The sequence below is a fragment of the Nocardia sp. NPDC057668 genome, assembly GCF_042799795.1.
Classification (GTDB): domain Bacteria; phylum Actinomycetota; class Actinomycetes; order Mycobacteriales; family Mycobacteriaceae; genus Nocardia.
In genome coordinates this window covers 1,608,938-1,634,155 of the sequence record NZ_JBHVIC010000001.1, presented here as the reverse complement: position 1 = coordinate 1,634,155, position 25,218 = coordinate 1,608,938, and the positions used below count along the sequence as shown (strand labels likewise).

General features: G+C 68.8%; 23 protein-coding genes and 1 pseudogene. 12 read left to right on the top strand and 12 right to left on the bottom strand.

What is annotated here, in order from left to right:
* The first annotated feature begins 112 nt into the window (after positions 1 to 112).
* Positions 113 to 502, top strand: coding sequence for a DUF4870 domain-containing protein (locus ACFVBH_RS07460; protein ID WP_379000627.1), 390 nt, complete (start codon positions 113 to 115; stop codon positions 500 to 502).
* A 256-nt stretch (positions 503 to 758) separates the two neighbouring features.
* On the opposite strand, the gene ACFVBH_RS07455 is transcribed toward ACFVBH_RS07460, so the two are convergent.
* Positions 759 to 1,955 carry an alpha/beta hydrolase family protein gene (locus tag ACFVBH_RS07455; protein ID WP_379000625.1) on the bottom strand — a complete coding sequence of 399 codons (1,197 nt, stop codon included), beginning with the start codon at positions 1,953 to 1,955 and terminating at the stop codon, positions 759 to 761.
* Positions 1,956 to 2,200: 245 nt separating this feature from the next.
* Here ACFVBH_RS07455 and ACFVBH_RS07450 point away from each other — a divergent pair, with 245 nt between their 5' ends.
* Positions 2,201 to 3,370 carry an alpha/beta hydrolase family protein gene (locus ACFVBH_RS07450; RefSeq protein ID WP_379000623.1) on the top strand — a complete coding sequence of 390 codons (1,170 nt, stop codon included), beginning with the start codon at positions 2,201 to 2,203 and terminating at the stop codon, positions 3,368 to 3,370.
* 321 nt (positions 3,371 to 3,691) lie between these two features.
* Here ACFVBH_RS07450 and ACFVBH_RS07445 read toward each other — a convergent pair whose 3' ends face one another.
* Both ACFVBH_RS07445 and ACFVBH_RS07440 read right to left on the bottom strand, forming a co-directional pair.
* Entirely contained in the window at positions 3,692 to 4,150 is a 459-nt protein-coding gene (locus tag ACFVBH_RS07445; RefSeq protein ID WP_354991078.1) for a MarR family transcriptional regulator, read from the bottom strand.
* Between the two features lie 173 nt (positions 4,151 to 4,323).
* On the bottom strand, positions 4,324 to 5,130 hold the full coding sequence (locus ACFVBH_RS07440; RefSeq protein WP_379000621.1) for a LysR family transcriptional regulator: 807 nt from the start codon (positions 5,128 to 5,130) through the stop codon (positions 4,324 to 4,326).
* Between ACFVBH_RS07440 and ACFVBH_RS07435 the strand changes: the two genes are divergently transcribed.
* The 3 genes from ACFVBH_RS07435 to ACFVBH_RS07425 all read left to right on the top strand — a co-directional run bounded on the left by ACFVBH_RS07435 (position 5,116) and on the right by ACFVBH_RS07425 (position 7,869).
* Positions 5,116 to 5,820 (top strand): NAD(P)-dependent oxidoreductase, encoded by a 705-nt coding sequence (locus ACFVBH_RS07435; RefSeq protein ID WP_379000619.1) that lies wholly within the window; start codon positions 5,116 to 5,118, stop codon positions 5,818 to 5,820. The two genes, ACFVBH_RS07440 and ACFVBH_RS07435, sit on opposite strands and share 15 nt — an antisense overlap.
* Positions 5,821 to 6,105: 285 nt before the next feature.
* Positions 6,106 to 7,275 carry a hypothetical protein gene (locus tag ACFVBH_RS07430; RefSeq protein WP_379000616.1) on the top strand — a complete coding sequence of 390 codons (1,170 nt, stop codon included), beginning with the start codon at positions 6,106 to 6,108 and terminating at the stop codon, positions 7,273 to 7,275.
* Between the two features lie 129 nt (positions 7,276 to 7,404).
* Positions 7,405 to 7,869, top strand: a complete 465-nt coding sequence (locus ACFVBH_RS07425; RefSeq protein WP_379000614.1) for a DUF2231 domain-containing protein — start codon at positions 7,405 to 7,407, stop codon at positions 7,867 to 7,869.
* Between the two features lie 74 nt (positions 7,870 to 7,943).
* Here ACFVBH_RS07425 and lexA read toward each other — a convergent pair whose 3' ends face one another.
* Positions 7,944 to 8,597 carry a transcriptional repressor LexA gene (gene lexA / locus ACFVBH_RS07420; RefSeq protein WP_379001637.1) on the bottom strand — a complete coding sequence of 218 codons (654 nt, stop codon included), beginning with the start codon at positions 8,595 to 8,597 and terminating at the stop codon, positions 7,944 to 7,946.
* A 350-nt stretch (positions 8,598 to 8,947) separates the two neighbouring features.
* On the opposite strand from lexA, the gene ACFVBH_RS07415 reads away from it, so the two are divergent.
* The 3 genes from ACFVBH_RS07415 (at position 8,948) to nrdR (ending at position 11,434) form a co-directional block, all read left to right on the top strand.
* Positions 8,948 to 9,343: a hypothetical protein gene (locus ACFVBH_RS07415; protein ID WP_379000612.1), complete on the top strand. Its 396-nt coding sequence runs from the start codon at positions 8,948 to 8,950 to the stop codon at positions 9,341 to 9,343.
* A gap of 241 nt (positions 9,344 to 9,584) precedes the next feature.
* The gene (locus ACFVBH_RS07410; protein WP_379000609.1) at positions 9,585 to 10,862 is read left to right on the top strand and encodes a hypothetical protein; all 1,278 of its coding nucleotides are present in this window, start codon (positions 9,585 to 9,587) and stop codon (positions 10,860 to 10,862) included.
* A gap of 95 nt (positions 10,863 to 10,957) precedes the next feature.
* Positions 10,958 to 11,434, top strand: a complete 477-nt coding sequence (gene nrdR, locus ACFVBH_RS07405) for a transcriptional regulator NrdR (protein WP_354991087.1) — start codon at positions 10,958 to 10,960, stop codon at positions 11,432 to 11,434.
* 75 nt (positions 11,435 to 11,509) lie between these two features.
* Here nrdR and hrpA read toward each other — a convergent pair whose 3' ends face one another.
* On the bottom strand, positions 11,510 to 15,796 hold the full coding sequence (gene hrpA / locus ACFVBH_RS07400) for an ATP-dependent RNA helicase HrpA (protein WP_379000607.1): 4,287 nt from the start codon (positions 15,794 to 15,796) through the stop codon (positions 11,510 to 11,512).
* Between the two features lie 138 nt (positions 15,797 to 15,934).
* Here hrpA and ACFVBH_RS07395 point away from each other — a divergent pair, with 138 nt between their 5' ends.
* Entirely contained in the window at positions 15,935 to 16,570 is a 636-nt protein-coding gene (locus ACFVBH_RS07395; RefSeq protein WP_354991758.1) for a Pr6Pr family membrane protein, read from the top strand.
* On the opposite strand, the gene ACFVBH_RS07390 is transcribed toward ACFVBH_RS07395, so the two are convergent.
* A complete protein-coding gene (locus ACFVBH_RS07390) occupies positions 16,548 to 17,006 on the bottom strand; it encodes a GNAT family N-acetyltransferase (protein WP_379000604.1) in 459 nt (152 codons plus the stop codon). The two genes, ACFVBH_RS07395 and ACFVBH_RS07390, sit on opposite strands and share 23 nt — an antisense overlap.
* 156 nt (positions 17,007 to 17,162) lie before the next feature.
* The gene (locus ACFVBH_RS07385) at positions 17,163 to 17,339 is read right to left on the bottom strand and encodes a DUF6374 family protein (RefSeq protein WP_354991760.1); all 177 of its coding nucleotides are present in this window, start codon (positions 17,337 to 17,339) and stop codon (positions 17,163 to 17,165) included.
* A 161-nt stretch (positions 17,340 to 17,500) separates the two neighbouring features.
* Between ACFVBH_RS07385 and ACFVBH_RS07380 the strand changes: the two genes are divergently transcribed.
* Both ACFVBH_RS07380 and ACFVBH_RS07375 read left to right on the top strand, forming a co-directional pair.
* Positions 17,501 to 18,196, top strand: a complete 696-nt coding sequence (locus ACFVBH_RS07380) for a DUF5134 domain-containing protein (protein WP_379000602.1) — start codon at positions 17,501 to 17,503, stop codon at positions 18,194 to 18,196.
* A gap of 125 nt (positions 18,197 to 18,321) precedes the next feature.
* Positions 18,322 to 19,545, top strand: coding sequence for an aminotransferase class III-fold pyridoxal phosphate-dependent enzyme (locus ACFVBH_RS07375; protein WP_354991763.1), 1,224 nt, complete (start codon positions 18,322 to 18,324; stop codon positions 19,543 to 19,545).
* Positions 19,546 to 19,667: 122 nt separating this feature from the next.
* Here ACFVBH_RS07375 and ACFVBH_RS07370 read toward each other — a convergent pair.
* From ACFVBH_RS07370 to ACFVBH_RS07350, 5 genes and pseudogenes are all read right to left on the bottom strand, one after another.
* Positions 19,668 to 21,222: pseudogene (locus tag ACFVBH_RS07370) on the bottom strand (MFS transporter).
* A gap of 142 nt (positions 21,223 to 21,364) precedes the next feature.
* Entirely contained in the window at positions 21,365 to 22,057 is a 693-nt protein-coding gene (locus ACFVBH_RS07365) for a PhzF family phenazine biosynthesis protein (RefSeq protein WP_379000600.1), read from the bottom strand.
* 21 nt (positions 22,058 to 22,078) lie between these two features.
* On the bottom strand, positions 22,079 to 22,825 hold the full coding sequence (locus tag ACFVBH_RS07360; RefSeq protein ID WP_354991856.1) for an HNH endonuclease family protein: 747 nt from the start codon (positions 22,823 to 22,825) through the stop codon (positions 22,079 to 22,081).
* Between the two features lie 167 nt (positions 22,826 to 22,992).
* Positions 22,993 to 23,532, bottom strand: a complete 540-nt coding sequence (locus tag ACFVBH_RS07355) for a carboxymuconolactone decarboxylase family protein (RefSeq protein ID WP_354987014.1) — start codon at positions 23,530 to 23,532, stop codon at positions 22,993 to 22,995.
* A 70-nt stretch (positions 23,533 to 23,602) separates the two neighbouring features.
* Positions 23,603 to 24,190, bottom strand: coding sequence for a peroxiredoxin (locus ACFVBH_RS07350; RefSeq protein WP_354987015.1), 588 nt, complete (start codon positions 24,188 to 24,190; stop codon positions 23,603 to 23,605).
* Positions 24,191 to 24,301: 111 nt separating this feature from the next.
* On the opposite strand from ACFVBH_RS07350, the gene ACFVBH_RS07345 reads away from it, so the two are divergent.
* On the top strand, positions 24,302 to 25,210 hold the full coding sequence (locus tag ACFVBH_RS07345; RefSeq protein WP_354987016.1) for a LysR substrate-binding domain-containing protein: 909 nt from the start codon (positions 24,302 to 24,304) through the stop codon (positions 25,208 to 25,210).
* Positions 25,211 to 25,218: the final 8 nt, after the last annotated feature.

Below are 25,218 nucleotides of genomic sequence, written 5' to 3'. Positions count from 1 at the left end.
GGCACGAGCGCTTGTACGAATCGGAACGGATTGGTACCAGCGCACTCCCGTTAACTGCGGTTTCCCCGAAAGTTGGTATCGGTAGGCGCGCCGCGCCGCGTCTACTTACCGCATGACATCTTCCCAGTACCCCACGAACTCCACCGGCCTCGACAAGAAGACCAGCGCGATCCTGTCCTACGCGCTGGGCTGGCTCACCGGACTCATCTTCCTCTTCGTGGGCAAGAACGACCCCGACGTGAAGTTCCATGCCGCCCAGTCTGTCGTCTTCTTCGGCGCGGTCTCGGTCCTCAACATCGTCTTGAGCATCCTGGGCTCCCTGCTCGGCGCGCTGGGAATCATCTTCAGCCTGGCCGGCCTGGCCCTGAGCCTGCTGACCCTGGTCGTCTGGATCCTGGCGATGGTGCAGGCCAACAAGACCGGCGGCGCCCGCGCCGAGCTCCCCCTGCTCGGCAAGTTCGTCGCCCCCTACGCCGACCAGCTGGCCAACTCGGTCAAGTAGCCCCCATCCGGAGCCCCCGAACGAGTTCCACCGCAGAAGCCGCCGCCGGCACCCTGCCCGGCGTCCCGATGAAAGCCCGAAGACCCGCGGCCCGAGTTGATCTCGGGCCGCGGGCGTATGTGCATGTTCGAAGGCTCGGCCTCCCGGTCCCGGCCCGGCGACCCGAGCATCGGCGGCCGAGATCCGCCATAGCAACCGGGCCCGTGCAGCGCACATCCGATACCCCGTGTCTCACCGCACATCAGGCAGCAAAGGGTTAGTGGTGTGGAAGCATCTCCGGCTGTGCCAGCCGTCCGATGATCTCGATGGGATTTCCGGTACTGCGGCCGAACACCGCGTCGAAGTAGGTGAGCAGGTATGACCGTTGCAGACCGACGGAGCGGTTCGGATCGATCGGGCCGACGGCGATGTCCTTCATGTCGCTGGGGAACAGGCCGGCGTCGGCAAGCGCCGTGACGATGATCTGCCCGTCGGTGAGTGACATGTGGCGTGTGCCCGCGATGCGCAGGGGGAGTTTCAAGCCGGTGTTGTTGGCCCAGTAAGGTTCCCAGCCCGGCGCGGTGAACCAGGGTGAGGTGTCGGCGGCGAGCAGGAGCAGTGGTTTATCGAGGCCGTTGCTGGCGACGCTGCCGAGCATGGGGCCGTCGAGGTTGACACCGGCTGCGATTCGCCGATCGTCGTGCATCGCCTGGGCTGCGGTCGACCCGCCCAGGGAGTGGCCGAACATGGCGACCTTCGCCGGGTCCAGTGCCTCCGCGAGGTGTTCGGGTAGGCCGGGGCGCGCGGCGGCGGGGTCGGTGGCAGCGTCGGTGAGCTGATCGAGGACGAAGCTGGTATCGGCTACTCGGATCGGGATGAGCTGGTTCGACAGGACGTCGAGTGATGAATTCAGCGGCACCACACCGCGTTCGGTGCGGCCGTCCGGAAATCGCACGGCGAAGGCTTCGTGGGTGTGGTTGATGGCGGCCACGATGTAGCCGTGGCTGGCTAGATCCTCGGCCTGGGCGGTGTTCAGGCCGGTGGTGTCGCCCAGTCCGGGGGAGTTCAGCAGGAGCGGATATCGCCCAGTGGCGGCGCGGGCATCGGTGCGGCTGTGACCGGGCGCGAGCGTCCAGAGGTCTGGTGCGACACCGGATTGCAGGAGGGAGTAGCGGAGTTCTTCCAGCCCGCCGGGAGTCGGCCACGCGGCAAGAGGCGAGGTGTCCGCGGCGTCTGCGGGGTACCAGATCTGGACTATGAGTTCACGCTGTCGAGCAGGGTCCCAGGGATCGATACGGGAGGTGTCGGTGAGATGCACCTGGGTTACGCCCACCGGGTTCGGGCCGGTCGGGGCGGGCAGCGTGATCGTGACGGGTGCGTCGGGGCGTGCTAGTGCAACGCCGGGGGCGACGGTGGTCGCCATCAGGGCTGCGGCGACGGTCAGGATGTGCCGTCGTGAATACCTGTGTGCCAAGGAAGTTCTTTCATCTGTATGAGTCGTGACTGCGGCGATTGTCAGCGTTCGCCCCCTCGGTATCATCTTCGTGATCGCCCCCGACCGGATGCGAATGCCGCACCAGCGCAAGATGATACAGCGACCGCAGTAGTTCGACATCCGTAAGACGAAGTCCGCGGGTGCCGGCGAAGACCTGCTACTGTCGGCGCATATAGTCAAAAGCACCGCGATTAAAGTGCTTTCGGCATCTCTTGGGGGGATCGTTGATCAACAGGCTGGCAGGCGTTGCCATCGTTACAGCGGCACTGATCGCCGCGGGTTCCACGGTGTCGGCGGCCTCGCCGTTCGGGATCGCGGTTCTTCCTCGTCCCGACGGCCAATTCTCCGTTGGCACAACGACACTGCATCTGCTCGACCAGAACCGGCCCGATCCTTTCCGTCCGGATCGTGCGCGTGAACTCATGGTGTCGGTGTTCTATCCGGCCGCCGACGTCGATCGGAGTCCGCGGGCACGATACCTGTCGACACAGCTGATGACCGATCTCGACAGGCAATTCGGATTCCAGTTTCCGGGGGTGTTCACTAACTCCTATACCGACGCCGACGCAGTCGCCGGTGGAAACTATCCGGTGGTCTTGTACTCGCCGGGCGCGGGAGTCACTCGCCTGATGGGCACCGGGCTGGCCGAGGATCTGGCCAGCCGCGGTTATGTGGTGGTCACCATCGATCACACCTACGAGACCACGCCGGCGGTGGAGTTTCCCGGCGGTCGGCTGGTCCAGGCTGCCTCGATGCCGGACGGGATCACCCCGGAGGTCCGAAAGAAATTCATCGATGCCAGGCTGCGCGATACCACCTTGGTATTGGATTCGCTTGCGCGACTGGCACAGGGCGACAACCCCGATGTCGAACACCGCGCATTGCCCGGAGGTCTCGGTGCCGTCCTCGATATGAACCACATCGGAATGGTCGGACACTCCTCAGGCGGATACACCGCGGTGGAATCGATGCATGAGGACCATCGCATCTCCGCCGCAGTCGATTTGGACGGTCAAATCGGTGTGGATGAGGACTTCGGGCGTGCGGTCACCGAAGGGGAGGACCGCCCGGTACTGGTGATGACCAGTCAGCAAATCGAAGAAGTCGGGGACGCCAATCCCTCGCTCGATGCTTTCTGGCAACACTCGACAGGCTGGAAACGGCAAGTTACCCTTCGCGATTCGGCCCATTACGACTTCACCGACATGCCATTGTTCATACCGCCGCCCGCCCGCACCGCGGCGGCGAGATACGCCGGACCAATTGCCCCGGAACGCGGCGCCAGGTTGATCCACACGTACGTGGCGGCCATGTTCGACAGATTCCTGCGTGGACGCACCGACACGGTCCTGGAACAGTCGCCGACCGAACCTGAGCTGATTGTGCTGCGCTGAACGAGTTCCGCTAGCTACCGAACTACCAGGTCGGACTCGACGCCCTCGCTCCGGGCGGGCGGATCGTTTGGGTGTGATGGTGCCGAGGCGGCCCTGGTCCGGCGCTTCAAGTGGGCACTTGGCCGGGCGGCGGGCCGCCTCGTGGCGTTGCGAAACCCGGTGGGGTACTCATCGGGGTCCGTGCGCCGGGCTTAGACTAGTGGTGTCTGAGACAATCTGCAACCGGTGAATGGGGCTGAGCGCCTGGGCCTTCCACCGCATTGCGGCGGGGCCGATCCGCTCGTGCAGGCGCTTCGCCCAGCTCGGTGCGTCGCTCGTTCGTCAGCGGTGTCGTTTCGGCAGGTCCGCGACCGACTCCTGGAAAGCCTCGGCGGCGCGGTCGAAGTAGTCGAACAGTACCGCCCGCTGCTCCGCGGTGTAGCCGGCCACGATGTCGGCAAGGCGACTCCGGGCGGGCGCCAGCACCGCGTCCAGGTCGGCCGGCTTGTCGATCGGCTCGACGATGACCTTGCGGCGATCGCCCGGATCGGCGGTCCGGCGGACATGGCCCGCCGCTTCCAGGCGGTCGATCAGGCGCGTGGTGGGGCCGGTGGTCAGGCCCGTGCGGGCGCCGAGCTCGCCGGGCGTCATCGGCCCGGCCAGATCCAGGATGTTGAGCGCGTAGAGGTCCGTCGCGCCGAGGTCCACGGCCTTGGCGCTCGCTTGGGCATGCAGCACAACCGAACTCAGGTACCTGCGGAAGGTCGCGCCCGGGTCGTCCGGGTGCCGGAGTGCTGCCAAGGGATCGACCTCTCTCGTGAGCCATTCCTCAGAGAAGATACATCTACGGCGCAGAGACACCCGCTGTGCGGAACCCCGGCCGTGTCCCGCTGACGAAGGCCGCGCGCGCCCGGCGTTCCGGCGGAGCGAATCCTTCTTGCCGGCACCGAGCCGCCGGTCGGACGCCGAACTCCTCAGTCCTCGTGCGCGACAGCCGTTTCGACGAACGCCCGGACGCGCGGGGTGAGCGCCGAATTCAGCCAGCCGAGGCCGAACCGCAGGGGAGGGGCGTCCGTGACCGGGACGAACGCGACGTCCGGGCGGAGGTAATAGAGGGGGGCCTGCTCGGTCGTGAGATACGTCCCCCGGCCCGCGCCCACCAGCGCGAGGATCTCCTGGAAGGTGGCGGCGGCCGGGCCGTGCGGAATCGGGCGGCCGGACGGGGTGAACCGGGGGTGGTGGAACTCGTCGAACTCCATGGGCAGGGCCGGGGGATTCGCGATCATGGTGACCTCGGCGAGGTCTTCCAGGGTGACGGACGACCGGGTCGCGAAGGGATGGCCCACCGGAACGGCGAGCATCTTCGCCTCCTCGTACAGCGGCGGCCCGATGGTCATATCGGGTTCCAGCATCGGGAAACAGCAGACCATCGCGTCGACCTCGCCGCTGCGCAGCCGCGCGGCGCCGTCGCTGAGCTGCATCTCGGTGATCCGCACCGTGCACTCGGGGTAGCGGGCCTCGAACCGCTCGGCGACACCCAGCAGATAGCGGCCCGCCGCCGATCCGAAGTACCCGATGCGCAGGGTGCCCCTGATCTCGAGTCCGGCCCGCTTGGCATTTCGCAGGCTCCGCTGGATTCGATCGAACGCGGGCCCCAGCTCCTCGCGCAGGGCGCTGCCGACAGGCGTGAGTTCCACTCTGCGACTGGTGCGTTCGAACAACGCGGTCCCCGCGCGGCGCTCGAGCCCCTTGATCGTCTTGCTGACATGCGCCGTGGACACCCGCAACCGTTCGGCCGTGCGACCGAAGCGCTCGAGGAGAAGCTGCCCGAGATAGTGCCGCTCATCGCCGATTTCCTGGAGTCGGTGTATCCGCCGACGCGGATCGCCGTCATCGGGGCCACCGGCAATCTCGGCGGAGCCGTGACACGGGCGGCGCTGGCCCGCGGTCTCGAGGTCACGCCACTGGACAGCGGCACCGTGGACGTGACCGACGCGGACTCGGTGGCCGCGGCTGTCGCGGGGCACGACGCGGTCGTCGTCGCGGTCAAGGGTGCGGACCGGCTGGTGCCGCGCGGCGCGCTGGCGCTGCTCGACGCACTGCCTGCGGCCGGGGTCGGCCGCCTGGTGTTCCTCGGTGGCGGCGGCAGTCTCGAATACGCGCCCGGACAGCGCTTCGTGGACTCGCCGAACTTCCCCGCCGAGTATCTGGAGACGGCCCGCGATCAGGGCGAGGCGCTCGAGATCCTGCGGGCGGGCGGCAGCGCGGTCCGATGGTCCTACGTGAGCCCGCCGCCGGTCCATCTCGTACCGGGCGCGGCGACCGGGGCGTACCGGGCCGAGGCCCGTGATACCCCGCTCACCGATGCCGAAGGCGAGAGCCGGATCAGCGTGGGCGATTACGCCGAGGCCATCCTCGACGCGCTGCGCGACGACGCCTTCATCGGTGAGCGATTCACCGTCGCCTATTGAACGCGGTCGCCCGAGTCCGCGGATAGCAGGCTCACGGTCGCCGTGCACAGCAACTGCCGGGCCGCCGGGAATCCCGGTCCGCGGACGCGGGACGAGATCAGCGCAAACGCCTATAACCCCTAGTCGAAGGTGACCCGAACCGCACTCGCCAACAGCGCTTCTATAAGTAGCGGAATTATTGCGGGCAGCCATTTCGGGCGGTTACCGGCCGGTTGACCGACTCGGTTTGAAACGGTTGGGTTCATGTTAGGGTTCCGGGGAGTTGTTCTTGGGAACCGGAGACAAATGCGCACAGAGAACATCAATAGGAAGTTCAAACTGCATGACGAGCGCAGGTTAGCGGCGCAACTTCCGGAGCAACTGCATGGTCTCGACGTTGTCGGTTTCGTCAGGGTCGATGAGTTTTCGGGGGAGTTGCTGAACTCCTTCGGTCAGTTCTCCGGCGGGGTCGTGCCGCCGCTGACGCGCATCTACCGCAACGCCCAGCCCAATCGGATCGATGCCTGGTTGCTGGACCTGTTGCGGCAGGCGGGAATCGGCGAGCGCTTCTATCTGCGCACCGGACTCGAGTACTTCCCGTGGGCGGATTGTCGTGTTCTAGATCATCGCTGGCTGGAATCGCTGCGCCGCGTCATGGGCCCGAATCAGGGCTTCATCGCGCACACCAAGAACGGCGCGGCCATGACCATCGGCGCCCAATACGAGGTACTCGGCTTCGCCCGCGACGCCGCCGCGCTGGCGAATCCGCCGGCCGCCGCGCCCGCCGCGGCCGGTTCGCCCGCGGGCCCCGCGCCGTACACGCTCGCCGCGCTCTCGGCCGACCCGCTGGTTCCCGGCGCTTCGGTGCAACTGCCGCCGGTGACCCTGACCACGCCCGCCGACCCGACTCAGCCCCCGGCGTCTCCCGCCCCGAGCCGGACGCCCGATTCCGCGCCGCACCCGGCCCGGCCCGATCAGCCCGCCGGCGCCGTGCACGACCCCGAGCTGCTGGGCGCCAATCACGATCAGCCGCTCGTCGGCCTGAATCCGGCTCAACCACCGCGGCTCACCGGCGTGAGCCGGGATACGGTCGGTGCGGGTCAGGACCTGCCGGGCGACCCGCGTGATCAGCCGCTGGCCGGATCCTCCCTCAATCAGCCGCCCGCCCCGCCGGTCCGTGCCGCCGACGACCAGTCCCTGGTCGGCTCGACGCTGATCGAGCCGCCGGCCGGCTCGACCCCGCCCGCCGCCGCTCGTCCAGTGCCCGCCATGACCGGCCCGGCGATGACCGCGCCCCCGACTCGCGCCACGACGGGCGACCCGGAGGCGACCGTGCTGCTGTCCGCGGTCTCCGAACGCGAGGACGCCGACCGGGCCACGACCCGGATCGAGCGTCCCGACGCGGTGACCCGGCGCATCACCCGCGATCAGGTCCCCGCTCCGGAAAACCAAGGGCCGCAGCCGGACTCGCACTGAGCGGCACCACACAGCCGAAAAGGGAGAACGCGCGGGCCGCGTTCTCCCTTTTTTCTGTCGAACCGGCGCCCGTCCGCCTACGTTGTTCTTGGTACCAGGTGGCCGCTGTGCTGAATCGAGGGCGTCGACATGTCCACATTTCGCGGGCTTCCCGCCCATGTCCTGCTGGTCCACGGGCTCGTGGTCCTGGTGCCGCTCACCGCGGCGCTGCTGGTGCTCTGCGCCCTGTGGCCCGCCGCGCGCCGGAGGTTCGTCTGGCTGACCGCGGTGCTCGCGGTGGCGGTGGTCGTGCTGACGCCGCTGACCACGACGGCGGGGGAATGGCTGCGCGAGCGGCTCGGCGGTGGGAGTCCGGCCATCGAAGAGCACGCGAACCTGGGCGACGACACGCTCTTCTACATCGTGCCGCTGGTGGTGGCCGCCGCGCTGGTTGCCCTGGTGCATGTGCGCGCGGGGCGGAATCGACCGGTGGGGCGTGCGGCCCTGGCGCTGGTGGCGATCGTCGCGATCGCGGCCGGGACGGCGGCGACGGTGCATACCTACCGGGTAGGTGACTCGGGTTCGCGTGCGGTGTGGACGGGTGTGGTCACCTGACGAGCTGTCACGACTGTCGTGACCCGGCGCCCGGTCTGCGGGGCGGGAGCCGGGTCACGGCAGTCCGTGCACGGTCAGATCTTGCGGATGACCGTGACGACTTTGCCGAGAATCTGGGCGTCGTTGCCCGGGATCGGCTCGAACAGCGGGTTGTGCGGCATCAGCAGCACCTGGGAACCGGTGCGCTTGAACGTCTTCACGGTGGCTTCACCGTCGATCATGGCGGCCACGATGTCACCGTTGTCGGCGACGTTCTGCTGGCGGACCACGACCCAGTCGCCGTCGCAGATGGCGGCGTCGATCATCGACTGGCCGACGACCTTCAGCAGGAACAGCGAACCCTCGCCGACCAATTCGCGCGGCAGCGGGAACACGTCCTCCACCGCCTGCTCGGCCAGGATCGGGCCACCGGCGGCGATCCGGCCCAGCACCGGCACGTAGGTGGGCGCCGGATGGTCGCCCGACTCGGGCTCGGCGGTCACCGAACGTAGTTGCGCCACACCGGAAGTCGCGCGCACGGCGGTTTCGTCCAGACCGCGGACGTCGACCGCGCGGGGCCGGTTCGGATCGCGGCGCAGGAAGCCCTTGCGCTCGAGGGCGCGCAGCTGGTGCGCCACCGAGGAGGTGGAGGTGAGGCCGACGGCGTCGCCGATCTCCCGGATGCTGGGCGGATAGCCGCGGTCGCTCACCGAGGTGCGGATGACCTCCAGCACCTTGCGCTGGCGCACGGTGAGATCCGCCGCCGCGCCGGATGTTTCAGTGCCGCGGTCGCCGGCGTGATCCGCCGGGCCGCTCTCACTCTCCACACCGCCCTGTTCGCTCACCGCCGCAGTCCTCCGTTCACCGCTGTGTCTCACCGGAATTCGCACCCGCGGCAACTGCTGCCACGGCTCCGGGGATCTTGTGCCTCGACTGTAGACCGCGAGCGCCGACTGATCAAACATCTGTTCGACGCATGTCGCGCAAATGCGCGACTTTGTCGGCGGGGCGTGGTAGAAATTCGAACATCAGTTCTTCGAACACATGAGCGAGTCAATCGTCCAGGGCCAGCCGGCCCGTACCCCAGGAGGTTCGTTCAATGGGCACTCTGATCAGCGAATTCGACACTCTCGGCGGCGATCTCGGCTTCGACAGCCTCCCCTGGGAGTTACGGGCCGACGGCGTCCCCGACCGGGTCGCGGGCACCGCACGCGTGCTCGCCTTCGAACGGCGCGCGCCACGTGTGCCCGCGCACGCGCTCGCGCGCCCGCGCGCGAGCCGGGCCCACCTGATCGCCCGGCGCGCCCGCGGCGCGCATCCGCTGAATCGTGTGCAGCGCGCGCAGATCGGCTTCGCGGCACTCGCGGTGTCCGCCCTGCTCACCGCGGTGGCCGTCGCGGGTCTGGTGGGCTTGGCCCAGCTGCGCGCGGGCGAATTCGGCGCCGAAACCGTCCCGGTCGTGGAGGTCGTGCCCGCGCCCGGCCCCGCCAGATAACCGGTGGGTGGTCCGAGCGCGTTCCGATGGCGTGGGGGAAGCGTCATCGGCCGGGGATCGCCCGCCGATAGCCCGCTCGCACGGCGTTTTGCGGCCGCCGCGGTAGTGGCCGGAAATATAGATTGAAAACTGAAACGCGTTGCTACGGTGCCCCAAGAATGTGACAGCGGATACATACGCGCCGGGCCAGGTGGACCGGCGTGCGGTCACACGAATCGCACTTACCGCACAAGGGGGCGCAATGGCGCACGGCACCACAGGCACGGGCCACCACCCGTTTTCGTCAGGGAGGGCGCCTGGCCGGACACGCCGTCTGCTCCGTCTGACGGTTCTGCTCACCTGCCTGCTGGCCGGACTCGTCACAGCGCCCGCCGTCCACGCCGAACCCGCCTACACCGCGTACCTGGACCTGCCATCGGTCAACGGTGACGGCGCCGGCGGCGGCGGTCTGCACCCCGCGCTGCCGCTGGACCCCGACGAACTGCGCGTCGCCGTCGACCAGGCGCGCGCCGCGAACATCGCGCCGCAGCGCTACGCCACCCTGCTGCACCAGTACTGGCTCGCGGTGGCCGCGCGCAACGCGAGCATCGACCTCGCCGCCTGGGACCCGGACCGCGGTGTGGCCACGAACTCACACACCTTCATCCAGGTCTACGTGAACTACCTGCGCCTGAACAACGCACATCCGGACTTCTACTGGCTGGGCCTGGCCGGGCTGGCCGGCGGCTCCTTCGCCTCGGGCTTCTTCGACATGGGCGACGTGTCGGCCATCGTGAGCGTCCCCGGCCTGCACCAGGTCGGCAACACCGTCGCCGACCTGCTGCGCGGCACTCCCGCCGACCTGCTGGACCTGCTGCCCTCGGACATCCGGCTGCTGGCCACCGAGGGCGAACGGCTCACCGCCGCCGACCTGTCCTGGTACCAGACCCGGCTGATGATCATGCAGAAGCACATCTTCATCGACCAGGTCCCCATGCACGAGGCGTACGCCGCCGAAGGACAGGCCGCCATCGAGGAGATGTACCGCGCGGGCGTCCTGGACGAGAACGCGGTGCTGGCGTGGCGCGGCATCGACGGCGGCACGCCGGCCGGGCTCGCCGACGCGGCGCTGCGCATGACCGACCGCGAGCAGAACCAGATCATCGCCGACCAGTGGGACGCCACCTCCTCCGGTCGCGGCGCCATGGGCCGGGTGCTGACCTATGTCAGCACGGTTGCCGGCAAGGCCGCGGTGCCCGGCGTGCGCGCCCCCGGTGTGTTCGCGCCCACCACGATCACCGCCGGGACCATGTCACTGCGCACCCCGTTGCCCGCGTTCAACTGGGCCGATCGCGACACGCGGTGGAACTACATCACCAATGATCTGCTGCCCCGCTACCTCGAGCTGTCGGTGAATCAGGCTGTCGCGAGACCCATTCTGGCCGAACCTTTCTCGGATAAACTGGCCGCCGGGCGACTGCTGCGCAGGCTGCCGGATCTGATCGGTGACATGACAGCCGAATGGCGGCTGACGGCCTGATCCACGCGCGGCGCCCGGGCGGACGCACGCCGATGGCGCTCGTCCGGGTATCCTCGGGGTTGCTGAGGAGCCCAGGCCCCGACGAAGGATCACGGATGCATTGCCCGTACTGTCGCCACCCCGATTCCAGGGTTGTCGATTCACGTGAGGCCGAAGAAGGCAGCGCCATCAGGAGGCGACGTGCCTGCCCGGAGTGTGGGCGCCGGTTCAGCACCGTGGAGACCGCGATCCTGTCGGTCGTCAAGCGCAGCGGTGTGAGTGAGTCGTTCAGCCGCGAGAAGGTCATACGCGGTGTGCGCCGCGCCTGTCAGGGCCGTGAGGTCGATGACGATGCCCTCAACCTGCTCGCGCAGCAGGTCGAGGACGCGGTGCGCGCCAAGGGCTCCCCAGAGGTGCCCAGCCACGAGGTCGGTCTCGCCATTCTCGGACCGCTGCGCGATCTCGACGAGGTCGCGTACCTGCGGTTCGCCTCGGTGTACCGATCCTTCAGTTCCGCCGAGGATTTCGAGCACGAGATCGCCGAACTCCGCAAGCACCGCGCCGAACACGCGGTGGGCGCGGCCGCGGACTGACAGCCCGGCCGAAACGGGCTCCGCACCGGAGCCCGTTCGGCCATCGTTACGAAAAGCCCCCGCCCGAGCCCGATATCAGCGCTTGGCCGGGGGCTTTCGTGCGGCCTCTATCGCCTTCTCGATGCGCTTGACCGACACCGCGTACGGCGTGCCGAGCTGCTGGGCGAACAGGCTCACCCGCAATTCCTCGATCATCCACCAGATCTCGGTGATGTCGCGTCCACCGCGCCGCCCCTCGGGCAGCAGCTCCAGCAGCCGGTCGTAGGCGGCGTGCACGCGGTCGAGTTCGGCCATGCCCTGCCGATCGCGATTGGCCGCGGCGGGCAGCGCCTCGAGCCGCAGGCGCGCACCCTCGAGGTAGCGCGGCAGCTCCCGCAATCGCGTACTGCCCCACTCGGAAACGAAGCCGGGGAACACCAGATCGTCGAGCTGATGGCGCACGTCTTCGCCCGCGTCGCGGTCGCGATTGTCCGCGAGCGCGGCGCGGACGCGGTGCGCCTCGGCCAGCACCGGCACGACCAGGCGCACGGTCCGGGCAACGGCCGTGGTGAAGTTCGGCCGCACCCGCTCGACCAGCGCCTTGAACTGATCCGGGCTGCGTACCGGCCCACCGGCCTGTGCGATCAACTCGTCGGCCGCGCACGCCCGGCAGTCCTCGATGAGGCCGTCCAGCGAGCCGTACGGGTTCTGGCTCAGCGCAAGGCGATCGGTGGGCGGCAGCGCCGCGGTGACCGAGCGCGCGGAGGTGGGTAGCGCGTTGAGCAGCAGCGTGCGGGTGCCGGTGCGCATGGCGGCGGCCTGTTCGCCCGGTGAGCTCAGCACGCGCACCGCCACGCCCTCGCCCTCGGGAACCAGTGCGGGATAACCGGTGATGGTCTGCCCGCCGACCTGACGGCGCACCGTCGGCTCCAGGGTGCCGAGCGATTCGGAGGTCCACACCGCCGCCGGCGCGCGCTCGGCGGCCGCGGTGGCGCGGGCGACCGACTTCGAGACCTGGTTCGCGAGCCGGGATTTGAGCGCGGCCAGATCCTTGTCGCGGTCGACCAGCGTGCCCGCGGCGTCGGTCGCGGCGAAGGTCATGCGCAGATGATCGGGCAGTCCGCCGGGATCGAGCTGGGCGGGCGTGACGGTGATCGCGCCCAGCCGGGACAGCTCGCGGGCCATCCCGGTGCGCAACGGTTCCGCGCGCGGGGTCAGCTGGGCCAGTGCGGCTTTCGCGTAATCGGGGGCGGGCACGACCGTGCGCCGCAGCTGTTTGGGCAGCGTCTTGATCAGCGCGGTGGCCAGTTCCTCGCGCATGCCGGGGACCAGCCAGTCGAAGCCGACCGCGCGGACGTGCGCCAGCTGCGCGATGGGAATGTGCACGGTCACACCGTCATCGGCGTTCCCGGGCTCGAATTGGTAGGTGAGCGGCAGGATCAGCTCGCCCTGTCGCCAGCTGTCCGGGAACGCGGTCGGATCCAGCAGCGCCGCGTCCTCGTTCACCACGGTGGAGGCGGTGAAGTCCAGCAGCGCGGGATCGGCGCGCTTGGCCTGCTTCCACCAGGCGTCGAAGTGCCGGACCGACACCACGTCCGCGGGGACGCGCCCGTCGTAGAAGTCGAACAGCACCTGATCGTCGACCAGGATGTCGCGGCGGCGGGCGCGATGTTCGAGATCGGCCACGTCCTCCAGCAATTCGCGATTGCGCTCGAAGAACTCGTGCCGGGTCTGCCACTCGCCCTGCACCAGGGCGTGCCGGATGAACAGCTCGCGGGCGAGTTCGGGATCGATGCGCCCGAAGTCCACCCGGCGCTGGGTCACCAGGGGAATGCCGTACAGCGTGACCCGCTCGTACGCCAGGGCCGCGCCGCGCTTGGACGACCAATGCGGTTCGGAGTAGGTGCGTTTCACCAGATCGCCGGCCAGGCGTTCGGCCCATTCGGGTTCGATGCGCGCGGCGGTGCGGCCCCACAGGCGTGAGGTCTCGACCAACTCGGCGGCCATGACCCAGCGCGGGGCCTTCTTGGCCAGCGACGAGCCGGGGAAGATCATGAACTTGGCGTTGCGCGCGCCCAGGAACTCTCGGCTCTCGGCCTCGCGCACGCCGATGTGGGAGAGCATGCCGGACAGCAGCGCCTGATGGATCGAGGTCGTGTCCCACGGCAGCGCGGCGTCGGCGGCCGCGGCCTGTGCGGCTTCGCGGCCGGACTGATCCGTACTGTTGCGCGCCGTGCTGTCGCCCGCTGAACCGCGTTGGCCCCGTGCGTTCTTCGTCCCGGCGCCGTCGCCGGCAGCGGTCCCGGCGCTGTGACCGGCTCCGCGGTCGGTACGCGCCGCGCCGTCTCCGGCCGCGGCCGTCCCGCGCCCGCGTCTGCCGCGCCCGCCGGAACGCGTCCCGTCGGCCGCGCCGCGGCGACCGGCGTCCGATCGCGCCGCGCCACCGGCGTTCTCCCCGCCGCGGTCCTCGTGCGAATCCCCGCCGGAGCTACCGGATTCGGCGGACCAGCCCAGTCCGCGCGTGATGGTCCGCAGCTGGCCGTGCAGGTCCTGCCATTCGCGAATACGCAGGTAGTGCAGGAACTCGTCGCGGCACATCCGCCGGAACTGATTGGAGGACAGCGATTTCCGCTGTTCGGACAGGTAGTCCCAGAGCGTCAGGTAGGACAGGAAGTCCGAGCCCTCGACATGGAACCGGGCGTGTTTGGTGTCGGCGGCCTGCTGGAATTCGACCGGCCGCTCGCGCACATCCTGAATGGACAGCGCCGCCACGATCTTCAGGACCTCGGGCAGGCAGCCGGTGTTGTGCGCCTCGACCAGCATTCGCGCCATGCGCGGGTCCACCGGCAGCTGGGCCATCTCGCGGCCGATGGCGGTCAGGGCCAGCCCGGTATCGGGAACGTCTGCGGCGGTGGCGTTCTCGGATCGCCGGGCCAGCGCGCCGAGTTCCTCGAGCAGGGCGATGCCGTCGCGGATGGCGCGGCCGTCGGGGGCTTCCACGAACGGGAAGCTCTCGATGTCGCCGAGTCCGAGCGCGGTCATCTGCAGGATGACCGCCGCCAGATTGGTGCGCAGGATCTCGGGTTCGGTGAACTGCGGCCGGGATTCGAAGTCGTCCTCGGAGTAGAGGCGAATGGCGATGCCGTCGGCGACACGGCCGCAGCGACCCGAACGCTGGCGCGCGGAGGCCTGCGAGATCGGCTCGATGGGCAGGCGCTGCACCTTGGTGCGCAGGGAGTAGCGGGAGATTCGCGCGGTGCCGGGATCGATGACGTATCGAATACCGGGGACGGTCAGCGAGGTCTCGGCCACGTTGGTGGCCAGCACGACCCGGCGACCGGTGTGCGCGCTGAAGACCCGGTGCTGCTCGGCCGCGGAGAGCCGGGCGTACAGCGGCAGGATCTCCGTGCGCGGCAGGCGCATGTCGCGCAGGGTGTCGGCGGTGTCACGAATCTCGCGCTCGCCGGACAGGAAGACCAGGATGTCGCCGTCACCCTCGGCGAGCAGTTCGCGCACCGCGTCGCCGATGGCGTCGGTGGGATCGCGGTCGACCACCTCGGTGTTGTCGTCGTCGGGATCGTCGGAGGTGAGCGGAATCTCCAGCGACAGCGGCTGATAGCGGATCTCCACCGGGTACGAGCGGCCCGACACCTCGACAATCGGTGCGGGCGTGCCGTTCTCGTCGCTGAAGTGCCGGGCGAACAGCTCCGGGTCGATGGTGGCCGAGGTGATGACGAGCTTGAGATCGGGCCGCTTGGGCAGCAGCTGCTTGAGATAGCCCATCAGGAAGTCGATGTTGAGGCTGCGTTCGTGCGCCTCGTCGATGATGATCGTGTCGTAGCGGCGCAGCAGCCGGTCGCGCTGGATCTCGGCGAGCAGGATGCCGTCGGTCATGAGCTTGACCAGGGTCCGGTCCGAGGCCTGATCGGTGAATCGGACGGTGTAGCCGACCACGTCGCCGAGTTCGGTGTTCAGCTCCTCGGCGATTCGCTCTGCCACCGTGCGCGCGGCCAGTCGCCGCGGTTGGGTGTGCCCGATGGTGCCGCGCACCCCCCGCCCGAGTTCCAGGCAGATCTTGGGTAGCTGGGTGGTCTTGCCGGAGCCGGTCTCGCCGGCCACGATGACCACCTGGTTGGCGGCGATGGCGGCGGCGATGTCGTCGCGGCGCGCGGAGACGGGTAGCTGCTCGGGGTACCTGATCTCGGGTACGGCGGCGCGACGGGTGTCGACGCGCCGAGCGGCGGCGTCTATCTCGGTTTCGAGTTCGGTGAGGTCGCCGCCGCGGGCCTTGTCGAGGCGACGGCGCAAACGATGCTCGTCGCGGATCGAGAGGTCGGCCAGGCGGGATCGAAGCTCGCGAACGGTGGCGGCGGTCCTGGTCATTGCGTCGTCAAGCCTAGCGAAGTCCGCGCCGGGCCCGGTCGGCGCGGTGGGGCGTTTCGGCTCGAATGTGATTGCCCGAAGTGTGCTGTATCGGCGTATCGTCCGCGTTTCTGCCCCGTACCGTGCGACGATCAGGCGATGAGCAACGCGGCCGGGACACCGCTCTGGATCCGACTACTGCGCCTGGGGTTCGGGGCGTTCGGCGTCTTCGCGCTCGCGTACGGCCCGATCAAGGGTATGGACGATCCCGCCTACTCGGTCGCGAACTACTTCAGCTACTTCACGATCCTGTCCAACGTGATCGGCGTGGTCGTGCTGCTGGTCGGTGCGCTGCGCGATCCGGGGGACCGGCGCTGGCAGGTGGTGCGCGGCGCGGCGACGCTGTACCTGGTCATCACCGGCATCGTCTACGCGCTGCTGCTGGCCGACATCGACGTGCAGTTGCAGGAGCAGTGGCTCAACACCTATCTGCACCGCATCATGCCTCTCGTCCTGCTGATCGACTGGCTGCTGGTGCCCGCGGCCATCACGCTGAGCGCGCGCCTGATCGGCAACTGGCTCGTGTTTCCGATCGTCTACGGCGTGTACACCTTGATCCGCGGTCCCATCGTGGACTGGTATCCCTACCCGTTCATCGATCCCCGGGAGCGGGGCTACCTCGCGATGTCCGGCGGTCTCGCGCTCATGGTGGTGTTCTTCGTGATCCTCGCGCTGGGGGTCGCGGTGGCGAACGGCTTCGTCGGCAAGTTCTTCAGAGAGGCGCGCGCGTCATGAAGACGCTGTGCGGGTCCTCGGCGTAGTCGGCGAAGGGCCCGCACGCGCGGAAGCCGTGCCGTTCGTACAGTCGCACCGCCGGGGCGTAGAACTCACTCGACCCGGTTTCCAGGCTCAGCCGGTGATAGCCGCGTTCACGGGCCTGTTCGAGAATGTGCAGCAGCAGTCGTGAGGCCACGCCCCGGCCCTGCCACGCGTCGGTCAGGCGCATCGATTTGATCTCCCCGTGCTCGGGGTCGAGCTCTTTCAGCGCGCCGCACCCGATCAGCTCGTCGCCCTCCCATACGGACCAGAAGGTAAATTCCGGCTTGCGCAGGGCGGCCACGTCCAGCGCGTGCATGCTGTCCTCGGGGGAGTGGGCGGCCATCTCGGCCACGTGCTCCTCGAGCAGCCCGATCACCTCGGGACCGGACAGATCGTCCACCACAATGCGCATGCGCCCAGGCTATCGATACTGATCGGTCTGCTCGCGACACGTCCGATCCACCGTGTGCACCGGGCGGTCGGCGTTCGGTGGTTCTGTCGCGGGGGGCCGACCCGAGGGTTCGGGCTCGGTGCGGTTCGATCGCGTCGAACCCCCTGGCGCCCAGCGTTATCCGCGATCGTGCGTCTCGGCGAGGAAGACCTTCAACCCCTCGCCGATCTTGCCCGCCGCGTTCTCCAGCTGCTCGGGTGTGAGCCACTTGCCGAACGCCGCCGCGTCCAGCAGCTGCCTGCGAACCTGCTCCAGGTTCATGGTCGCCCAGTCGCGGCGTGAGAGTTCCGGCATGGCCCGGAACGATACCTCGAGTAGAACGTTTGTTCGAGTGATCTTTCCCGATCGTCTGCGTGTCGTCGCGGGTTCGAGGTTCGCCCGAAACCGGGATCCGGGGCCGCCCGCGATGCGAGCATTGGAGGCGGCCTGGTCGCTGCGGTGAGAGGTGGTGGGCTGTGGCGGAATTCGTGCGCGAGTACGGGATGCTGCGGTGGGTGGCGGTCCTGGGGTTCGTGGTGGCGGCGGTGATCGTGCTGGCCCGGCTGTCCGCGGTGCGGGTGCTCCCGGTGGAGGCGAGGGGGGTGGACGCGACCGGCGGAACGGTCGCGGTGGGAGGCCAAGCCTTCAGCGCAACGGGGTTGGCGGGCAACGGGTTTCGCGGCATCGATCGGGAGTCTGATGCCGCGCATCTGCTCATGTGCCTGGTGATGCTGGCCATGCTGGTGTTCCCGGCGGCGGATCCGCGCGCGCTGAACGGGGTGCTGACCGCGATGACGGTGGTCTATGCCGGGCTGCTGCTGGCGCGCATCGCCCGGTGGCGGGCGGGCGCGCCGGCCGGGAACGACGTGCTGCCCGGGACGGGGGTCACCGCGTTCGCGTATCACGTGGTGGCGGCCGCGGCCATGCTCTACGCCATGAGCGGGCACACCGGTGCGCATCACGCGGGGGCGGGACCCGCGCCCGCGCCCATGCTGGCCCTGGCCGCGCTGTTCCTGGCCGATGCCGCGCTGATGTCGGTGCCCGCGTCGAGACGCCTGCTGCGCCACGCGTTTCCGCATCCGGTGGGCGCCACCGGGCCGGCGGTGGTGCTGCCGCACGTGGTGATGGATCTGGGTACCGCGTTCATGTTGGTGGCCGCCGCTTCCGCGTGATCCAAGACCGGCCGACCGGTATGTACGGGGGTAGTTCACGCTGCTCACGGTCGCAGTGGTGTGATGGTGGGGTGGTTCGGCTCGTCCGGCGAGGGGCGGCCGTTGTCGGTGTACGGAGGTGCGGGATGGGTTCGCTGTGGCATGGCTTCGCCGATATGGGCGCGGTCGAGAGTGGCGGGGCGTTCGTGGTGGCGCGCGGCGAGGGCGCCCAGATCTGGGACGAGGCGGGCAACCGGTACCTCGACGCCACCGCCGGTTTGTGGTTCACCAATGTCGGGCACGGCCGCCGCGAGATCGCCGACGCGGTCGCGGCCCAGCTGGGCGACATCGCGCACTACTCGAACTTCGGTGACCTGGCCTCCCCGGTGCTGCGCGATCTGGCCGAGCGCCTGGCCGCCATCGCCCCGGTCCCGGGCAGCAAGATCTTCTTCACCTCCGGCGGCTCGGACGGCATCGACACCGCCGCCAAGCTCGCCCGGCGCTACTGGAACGTCATGGGGCAGCCGGGAAAGACGCTGATCGTCGGCCGTGAGAAGGCGTACCACGGCATGCACGTGGCGGGCACCTCGCTGGCCGGCATCCCGGTCAACCACGAGGGCTACGGCGAGTTCATGCCCGACGCCCGCACCATCTCCTGGGACGACCCCAAGGCGCTGCTCGCGCTCATCGAGGAGGTGGGCGCGGACCGTATCGCGGCCTTCTTCGCCGAGCCGATCATCGGCGCGGGCGGGGTCTACCTGCCGCCGGACAACTACCTCACCGAGGTGCGCCGCATCTGCCGCGAGAACGACATCCTCTTCGTCGCCGACGAGGTCGTCACCGGCTTCGGCCGCATCGGCGGATCCTGGTTCGCCTCTTCGCGATTCGACCTGCAGCCCGACCTCATGACCACCGCCAAGGGTCTGACCTCCGGCTACATCCCCATGGGTGCGGTCTTCATCGCCCCGCGCGTGGCCGAGCCGTTCTTCGCCGGCGGCACCTGGTTCCGGCACGGCTACACCTACGGCGGGCACGCCGCCGCGGCGGCCGCCGCCATGGCCAACCTCGACATCATGGAGCGCGAGAACCTGCTCGACGCCAGCAAGAACCTCGAAGCCCTGCTGCACGAGCACTTCTCGCCGCTGGCCGCGCACCCGCGCGTCGCCGAGGTCCGCAGCGGGCTCGGCGCGGTCGCCGCGGTGCAGCTCGCCGATCCGGCCGAGGCGATGCCGTTCGTGAAAACCCTGCGCGAGCACGGTATCTCGGGCCGCGCCGCCGGTCAGGGCGCGCTACAGATCTCGCCGTCCTTCGTCATCACCGAGGAGCAGGTCGCCGAGCTGGCAGCGGGCTTCGCCGCGGCGCTGGGCTGAGTCGTCGAATACCGGCGCCGAGCGGCGGCGTCGTCTCGACCGGACAGGTCCCGTGCACGCGCGTGCACGGGACCTGTCCGGTGTTCGACAGCGCGGGCCGGTTTCGCGCCTGGACCGGGTCGCTAGTCGTGCGCAGCGGACAGCTCCCCGGCGGGTACCTGCCGCAGGCGCACCAGCGCCATCGCCGCCAGCGCCAGCGACAGCACGGCGGTGATCCCGGTGATCAGGTGCACCCCGTCCATGAAGGCGTCCCGCGCCGCGGCCAGCACGGCCGCACCCAGCGGCTCGGGTAGCGTCGCCGCCACCCCTACCGCCGAGCCCAGGGTGTCGCGCACGAGGTCCGCGTCGGGTACCCCGGGTGGCAGGGTCTGCGCCAGATCGCCGCGATAGATCGCGATGCTGAGACTGCCCAGGATCGAGATGCCCAGCGCCCCACCGAGTTCCGCGCCGGTCTCGGAGACCCCGGATGCCGCGCCCGCCTTCTCCGGGGGTGCGGAACCCACGATCAGCTCGGTGGTGATGCCGAAGACCGGGGCCAGCCCCAGCGCGATGAGTAGCGCGGCCAGCACGGCCGGGACCGGGCTTCCCGACACGCTCAGCAGCGTCATCAGCGCGAGGCCGAGTGCGGCCAGGCTCATGCCGCCGCCGATCAGGTAGGCCGGGCGCACCACCCGCACGAGGCGTGGCGCGGCCTGGGACCCGATGATGAAGCCGACGCTGGACGGGGCCATGGCCAGGCCCGCGTGCAACGGCGACAGGCCCAGGACCAGCTGGAAATACTGCGCGACGAACAGGAAGTACCCGAAGGCCACGAAGATCGCGATCACGTTGATGGCCAGGGCCGTGCGGAACAGCGCGGTGCCGAACAACCGGAGATCGAGCATGGGGTCCGGTCGCGTCAGCTGGCGTCGTACGAACAGCGCGCCCGCCGGTAAGCCGATCACCAGGGCCAGCAGCGGCAGCACGCCCGGGCCGTCCCGCGCGAACTTCTTCATCGCGAAGACCAGCGCGATCATGGTCAGCACGCTCAGGGCGGCGCTCACCGGGTCGAGTCTGCCCGGCTCGGGATCGCGGAATTCGGGCAGCACCCGGGGTCCGAGCACCAGCAGCAGCACCATTACCGGCACCGCGAGCAGGAAGACCGAGCCCCACCAGTAGTGCTCGAGCAGCAGGCCGGCGAGCATCGGGCCGACGATTGCCGCCCGCGGAGAAGGCGCTGACCCAGGTGCCGACCGCGAGCGAGCGCTGGCGCGGGTCCTCGAACATGTTGAATATCAACGACAGTGTGGACGGCGCGACGGTGGCGCCCGCGATGCCGAGCAGCGCGCGGCACAGGATCAGCGTTTCGGCCGTCGGGGCGAACGCCGCGAGCACCGAGACCGCGCCGAAGGCCGCCGCGCCGATGAGCAGGAGTCGCCGCCGTCCGATCCGGTCCCCGAGCGTGCCCATGGTGATCAGCAGGCCGGCCACCATGAAGCCGTACACGTCGATGATCCACAGCAATTGCTGTCCGGTGGGCTGGAGTTGGGCGCTGATCTGCGGCACCGCCAGGTGCAGCACCGTCAGGTCCATCGCGTACACCAGACACGCCAGGGTGAGCACGCTCAGGCCGACCCATTCGCGGCTGCCGGCGCGACGCGGTGCGCGCGTGCCCGGGGGCTCGACGGTGGTGGACACGGCGTTGCTTCCTTCCCGATGGTGGACGCGGCCGTCATCCGGTGCGGCTCGCAATCCACAATCTCATCGACCACCGACGGGTTCGGCAACCGATTTTCCAGGGCCGATACCGACCCCGCGGAAGGTTTTCAGACGATGTCGATCAGATCAGGACCGGATGGTCCGCGACCACGCGCCCGCCGAGTCGCGCCCAGCCGTCGGAGTCCCATTCGGTGAACAGGTGCGAGCCCTGGCCCTGTGTAATGCGGAGGCCGCGTTGCAGTTTCGCGGTCAGCGCGATCGCGGCCGCACCGGTGGCCTCGTCTTCGGGGACGCCGAGGGCGGGGGCGAACATGCGCGCCCGAACCCGGCTGTGGGTCTCGTCGGCCCACATCCACGCGTAGTGCGCGCCCTCGGTGAAATCACCCGGATCCAGGGTCTCGAGCAGCTGGGCGTCGTCGAATTCGTGGAAGGTGAATTTGGGCGTCCATTCCGAGCGGGCCCGGATCCAGGTGAGCCCGTCGTTGGCCACCACGTCCACCGGTCCGGCGGGGACGTCGATCACGGTCACCGGGTGGCCGCGCATGGCCAGCCACCACGCGGTGCCCACGGTCGGATGCCCGGCGAAGGGCAGTTCGACCGCGGGGGTGTAGATGCGCAATCTGGCCCGGTGTTCGACCGGATCCTCGACCACCACGGTCTCGCTGTACCCCGCCCGCGCCGCCAGCGCCTGATGATCGGCCCCGGCGACATCGCCCGCGCGCGCGATGCCGAGCGGATTGCCGAACCGGCCCGCCGCATCGGTGAACACGCGCACGACCTCGATCTGGGTGCCATCGCTCTCTGGAGTGCCCATGGCGAGTCAGCTTACCTATGGTTACCGATTTGTGGGAGGCGAGCAGGTGGCCAGCATCTCGAACAGCGCGCTCTTCTCGGTGGGTTGCACGCTCAGATTCCAGCGAGATTTCACCGCCACCCAGCGGCGGGCGTATTCGCACCGGTATTCGTACCGAGGCTGCCATTGATCCGGCGTCTTCGAGCCTTTGTCCTGATTGGCCTGCTTCTGCACGGCCAGCAGATTGCCGACGTCGTTGGCGAAATTCTCGCGCTGTTCCCGATCCCATTCCGAGGCGCCCGAACGCCAGGCGTCACCCAGGGCGACCACGTGATCGATTTCGATGCTGGAGGCTTTGAAACGGTCGTATTGCAGGCGTTCGCCGGTGTACGGATCGTTGAGCGTCCCGGTCAGTACGAGACACGAATTGCTTTCCGCCAGGCGCACATCCGCGAGGTCGCGTTTGAGGACCGCGTCGCGGGCCGTGCATCCGTTCGCGAGCGCCGCCTCGCCGCCGCGCCCGGACCAGCCGGGGCCGAAGGCATTGCGTTCATAGGATTCCCAATTGCGATTCCAGGCGACGCTGAGCCCGTCCAGATCCGCGCGGGCCCGCTGCGCGTCGGGCAGGGCCGTGCCGGTGGGATCGGGTGCGGCGGGGGTCTCCCGGTCGGGTTCCTGTCTATTGAGCCACAGCGCGGTTCCGGCTACGGCGAGTGTGGCGACAATAACCGAGGTGGCGAAGAATTTGCGCCAGCGGCGCCGGGCGGGGGTCCGGGAGCGCGTGGGCATGCGGGGGAGTCTAAAGGGAGAATTCGGGTGGAACGGGCAACGTTGCCGATCAGCAATGTCAGTTCCGCAAACAAATGGCAAACAAAGGGGCCGCGCACCCGTGGGTGCGCGGCCCCTGCTCGGGAACCCGAACTACCGCTCCCGAATCACGTCCGTGCGGTCTGGAATCAGACCGCGGCCGAGGCCAGCGCCTCGGTGGTGGCGACGGCCTGGCCGACGCCGGCCACGATGGCGGCCACGCGCAGCGATTCGAAGATCACCTCACGGGACACGCCCTCCTCGCGCAGGGTGTGCTCGTGCGCTTCGAGGCAGTGCGCGCAGCCGTTGATCGAGGACACCGCGAACGACCACAGCTCGAAATCGGCCTTGTCCACACCGGGCGAACCGATGATCTGCATACGCAGGCCCGCGCGCAGATCGTCGTAACGCCCGCCCAGGAACGCCTTACCCCGGTAGAACACATTGTTCATGCCCATGATCGAGGCGGCGCCCAATGCGGCGTTGTACGCCTCGGCCGACAGGGTGTCGGCGGCTTCCTCGGCGATCTCCCGCAGCGTGGTGGCCGAACGGGTGGCGGCCGCCGACGCGAGCAGGGTGCCCCACAACTGCTGCTCGTTGAGCACGGTCGTGCGGGCGATCGAGGAGAGGTTGAGCTTGAGGTCCTTGGCGTACTCGGGGAGGGAGTTCTTGAGGTTCTCGATGGTCACAGCGCGAAATCCTTTGGGTCGTGGACTACTTGGGCGATCGGTGCCGCAGTGCGATGGAAATGCGGGTCGATCAGACCGAAGCGGTCATGAGCTCGCCGGCCTGGATGGTCGGGTCGCCCTTCTTCCAGTTGCAGGCGCAGAGCTCGTCGGACTGCAGGGCGTCGAGCACCCGCAGCACCTCGTCGACATTGCGGCCGACCGAGCCCGCGGTCACGGACACGAACTGGATCTCGTTGTTCGGGTCGATGATGAAGGTGGCGCGATCGGCGACGCCGTCGGCGTTGAGAACACCGGTGGCGGCGGCCAGTTCACGCTTGAGGTCGCTCAGCATGGGGAACGGGAGGGTCTTGAGATCCTCGTGCTGCGCGCGCCACTGGAAGTGCACGAACTCGTTGTCGACCGAGGCGCCCAGCACCTGTGCGTCGCGATCGGCGAACTCCTCGTTCAGCTTGCCGAAGGCGGCGATCTCGGTCGGGCACACGAAGGTGAAGTCCTTCGGCCAGAAGAAGACGATGCGCCACTTGCCGGCGTAGTCGTCGCTCGAGATCTGGGTGAAGTAGTCGTCGGGCTGCTGAGCGTTCACCTTCGTCAGGTCACCGCCGATGACAGCCTTGAGGTTGTAGGCGGGGAACTGGTCGCCGATGGTCAGCAGGGCCATGCTTGCTCCTCTATGTATGTAGTCGAATCGATCGTGTCGTGACTGTTGCGAACGATCTTGCCTCGACCTGGGTAAAAGGTAAAGGTGATCGGTCGCACTATACTGATAGGCGTGACTGATCAAACTTATCAGCCGACCCTGTCGCAGCTGCGTGCGTTCGTAGCGATCGCCGAGTATCGCCACTTCGGTACCGCCGCGGCTCGGCTGGGAGTGAGCCAGCCCACGTTATCCCAGGCCCTCGCATCGCTGGAAAACGGACTGGGATTGCAGCTGATCGAACGCAGTACCCGGCGCGTACTGGTCACCCCGGCGGGCAAAAGACTGCTGGCACAGGCGATGGCGACCCTCGAGGCCGCGGATCGATTCGTGGCTTCGGCGGCGGGTTCCGGGCTCGGCGGCACCCTGCGGCTGGGCATCATTCCGACGGTTGCCCCGTATGTGCTGCCGACGCTGCTGCCCGAGCTGCGCAGGCAGCTGCCCACGCTCGTCCCGCACATCATCGAGGATCAGACCGGGCGGCTGCTGGACGGCCTGCGCTCCGGGGTGCTGGACGTGGCGCTGCTCGCGCTGCCGACCGACGCGTCCGGTCTGGTCGAGATTCCGCTCTACGCGGAGGAATTCGTGCTCGTGGTGCCGCGCGGGCACGAATTCGCCGGGCGCGCGGATCTGCGGCCCGCCGATCTGGACGCGCTGCCGCTGCTGCTGCTCGACGAGGGGCACTGCCTGCGCGATCAGACCCTGGACCTGTGCCGGTCCAACGACGCGCATCCGGGTGCGGTGGGTGACACCCGGGCCGCCTCGCTGGCGACGGTGGTGCAGTGCGTGGCCGGCGATCTCGGCGTCTCGCTGATTCCGGAGATGGCGGTCGCGGCCGAAACCTCGCGCGGCACTTTGGATATCGCGCGTTTCGCCGCGCCCGCGCCGGGGCGGACCCTGGGGCTGGCCTATCGTTCGTCCACCGCGCGCGGGGAGGATTACGAGCGGCTCGCGGAGATCATTCGCAGTCACCGGCCGCACTGACCTCGGTT